Below are 3146 nucleotides of genomic sequence, written 5' to 3' on the forward strand. Positions count from 1 at the left end.
GAGGGAGCGGCGGCGGACGGGGGCCGCGGCCCGGTCAGCCGTGGACGTAGACGATGCCGAGCTTGGTGAGTTGCCAGAGCTGGGCGGGGGCACCGGTCGCCTGGGCGAGTTGGACGTACGGGTTGCCCTTGGCGTCGAGTGCGGTACTGGCGGCGAGGACCTTGGTGGGGTCGGCGGAGTCGGCGATCTGGTAGGTGCCGTTGCCGGCCGGCTTGAAGATCCAGTGCTGGTTGGCGCCGCCGTTGCAGCCCCACTGCTGGATGCGGGTGCCGGGCGCAGTGGCGGCGGCGTCGGCGTCCAGGCACATGTCGCGGTTGCCGCTGAAGTCCAGCTCGTAGCTGCCGCCGGGCTTGGCCTCCAGGACGAACGACTGGTTCAGCCCGCCGGCCGCCGGGTAGCTGATGGCGGGCCGGCCGTTGCTGGAGTCGCCGTAGGTGCCGCCGCCGCTGAGGTCGAGGACGTTGCCGGTGGCCGCGTTGGTGAGCTGGTACCAGGAGCCGTCCTCCGGGGCGTCCCCGAAGGGCTTGCCGGGGCTGAGCGGCTGGATCGACGTGGTGTTCTGCTGGTTGAGGGTGCAGTACGCCTGGGCGAGGTCGGGGCGGGCGAAGAACTGCCCGAGGCAGACGCCCTCACCGCGGTAGCCGGCCACCCGCAGGTGGTACGACTGGCGGACCATGTTCATGCACAGCCCGGGGATGCCGATCTGCGAGTCGCAGCCGTTGCGCGCCCACTCGGAGAGGTTGATGACGTCCCCGTTGGTGTACTCGTACGGCGAGCTGGTCCACTCCGCGCACACCTCGTGGCCGAAGGCGACCCGACGCTGGTCCAGGTACCGCACGCCGGGCACCTGTTCGGCCGCGCCGCGCAGCATGTCGCTGAAGGTCGGCACCACGAAGTTGTGGCCCCAGGCGAGGTCCTCCGGGAAGGCCGGACAGCCGTCGGCGATCTTGCCGAGGTAGTCGTTGCGCCGGATGTCCGGGGTGATCGGGTCGAAGTACGACTGGTAGACCAGCTGGTACGAGGAGTCGGCGTAGCCGGCCCTGCGCATGGTCTGCCGGATGTTCTGCAGCGCGGCCACGACCTTGGGCTGGACCCGCTGGGCCCGCCGGCGGATCTCGTCGCTGCCGATGGTGTCCCGGCAGCCCTGGTCCTTGGGGATCGGGAAGTACTGCGCCAGGCAGTGCATCATGATGCCGCTGAAGTCGAAGTCGTCGTTGGCGCCGATCGTGACGACGACCATCTTGACGTCGTACTTGCCCGCGACGTCGGCGAGTTTGACGTCCTGTTTGGGCTCGCCGTAGTCGCCGCTGCCCGAGCCGGTCACCTTGGCCAGCTCGGGGTCGCTGACCAGGTCACCGGTCTGGGCGCCGGAGCAGGCGAGGTCGATCGGGGTGACCCCGGGGATGTCGGTGACGAAGATCTCCGACTTGGGGTGCCGGTGGCAGTAGTCGGTCGGGCTGTCGGTCTCGGGGAAGTAGCCGTCGTTGGTGTCGGTACCGGCGCCCTCCCCGGAGATGGCGCTGTCGCCGAGGGCGACGATCGCGGCCGGGCGGGTGGCGTCGGACGGCTGGGTCGGGGTGGTGTCGGCGAGGGCGGCGGGGGCGCCGGCCAGGCCGAGGGCGGCGACGAGGACACCGGTGGCGAGCAGCGCCGCGGACCGGGAGGCGCCCGTTCGCGTCCGCCGCGCCGCTGAGGTGCGGAACCTGATCACACACGACTCCTTGCGGGGGGTGGGGGACCGCCCGGGCGGTGGCGCCGAGCGGCGCGGAGCAAGGGACGAGCAAGAAAGGTGAGCAGGTCTCACATTCTAGGTACTGACAAGTAGTGCAACAAGGCTTGTGACAGCACCGCCGCCTCCGGAGGTGACGCGGCGGCAGTTCTCCGGACACGAAGAGAGCCGCCGCTCCGCGCCCCAGGAGGGAAGCGCGGAACGGCGGCTCTCACCGGCCGAACCGGGAACGGACTCAGCCCGCGTTGACGCAGTGGTTGCCGAACGCCGGGTTCAGCAGACCGATGACGTTGACGGTGTTGCCGCAGACGTTGACCGGGATGTGAATCGGCACCTGGATCTGGTTGCCCGAGACGACACCCGGGGAACCGGCGGCGACACCCTCGGCGCCGGCGCTGGCCATCGCGGTACCGGCACCGGCGGCCACGATGCCCGCCACGGCCGCGCCGACGGCAGCGGTCTTCTTGATGCTCATGCGAGCCTCCTGACTGTTCAACAGAGATGCACGGGGAGTGCGACATCTAGAACGAGACCCGTCCGGAGCGGTTGCGACGGTGCGCGCACTGTCACCCGTCCGGCCCAACGGGGCCCGCAGCACCGGCATTCGGGTGATCAGGGGGCCGGACCGTTTCCCCCCGCGCGCTGCCTCGTTCTCCCTCACGGAAGACGATCCACCCGGCCCTGCTCCTGAAACGAGTACCGCCCATGCGCAACTCGCCCACGGCCTCATCGGCACCGAGGCCCCCGGCAAGTCGGTCGACGTGGCGGGCCCCCCAGAACCCGGCGTTCGGCGACACCACCTGAACGCCTGACCGGGAATTCCTGGTCGCGCCTTCGTCCGAACCTCTCCCGGCCGTGCGGGAATCGTTCGCCAGGCGCTGGAAAAACGCGGCGGCTGCGTCGACGCCCGAGCCATGGGCGGAACACGCCGGTGTGCGCCGTCGGAGTGACAATCACGGCGATCCCTGAAGTCATCGGGCCAGTATTCGTGCTCGCCCGGCACCCGACACGCCTTTCCGTCGGGCAGAAATCTCGAGGAGAATCATGCGCAACTTCAAGAAGGCCGCGGTCCTGTCGCTGGCCGCCACCGGCCTGGTGCTCGGTGCCGCCGGCGGCGCGTTCGCCAGCGCGGGCGCCGAGGGTGTGGCCGCCGGCTCTCCCGGCGTGCTCTCCGGCAACCAGCTCCAGGTGCCGATCCACATCCCGATCAACCTGTGCGGCAACACCATCGACATCATCGGCCTGCTGAACCCGGCGTTCGGCAACGCCTGCGCCAACGTCGGCTGAACCCGGCGGTCGCCGCACCGGCGACAGCTGATTCACCGAGCCCGTGCCGCGCCCCCCCCAACCGCGGGCCCGGACGCACCACCCCCCAACCGGACATCAACCAGCAAAAAGAAAAAACACACAACCCCGA

At 70.0% G+C, this 3146-nt stretch carries 3 protein-coding genes; 1 reads left to right on the forward strand and 2 read right to left on the reverse strand.

Going from position 1 to position 3146, the window contains the following annotated elements:
• Positions 1 to 34: 34 nt before the first annotated feature.
• A complete protein-coding gene (locus ABT247_RS32810; protein WP_350750150.1) occupies positions 35 to 1711 on the reverse strand; it encodes an RICIN domain-containing protein in 1677 nt (558 codons plus the stop codon).
• Positions 1712 to 1964: 253 nt separating this feature from the next.
• On the reverse strand, positions 1965 to 2204 hold the full coding sequence (locus tag ABT247_RS32815; RefSeq protein ID WP_350750152.1) for a chaplin: 240 nt from the start codon (positions 2202 to 2204) through the stop codon (positions 1965 to 1967).
• A gap of 569 nt (positions 2205 to 2773) precedes the next feature.
• Between ABT247_RS32815 and ABT247_RS32820 the strand changes: the two genes are divergently transcribed.
• Positions 2774 to 3016: a chaplin gene (locus ABT247_RS32820; RefSeq protein ID WP_350750154.1), complete on the forward strand. Its 243-nt coding sequence runs from the start codon at positions 2774 to 2776 to the stop codon at positions 3014 to 3016.
• Positions 3017 to 3146: the final 130 nt, after the last annotated feature.

The organism is Kitasatospora sp. NPDC001539 (assembly GCF_040298565.1).
In the GTDB taxonomy this organism is placed as follows: Bacteria; Actinomycetota; Actinomycetes; order Streptomycetales; family Streptomycetaceae; genus Kitasatospora.

Excerpts from the sequence above, each read along its gene's own strand:
- ABT247_RS32820 (WP_350750154.1), top strand. The coding sequence starts at position 2,774 with ATGCGCAACTTCAAGAAGGCCGCGGTCCTGTCGCTGGCCGCCACCGGC.
- ABT247_RS32815 (WP_350750152.1), bottom strand. The coding sequence starts at position 2,204 with ATGAGCATCAAGAAGACCGCTGCCGTCGGCGCGGCCGTGGCGGGCATC.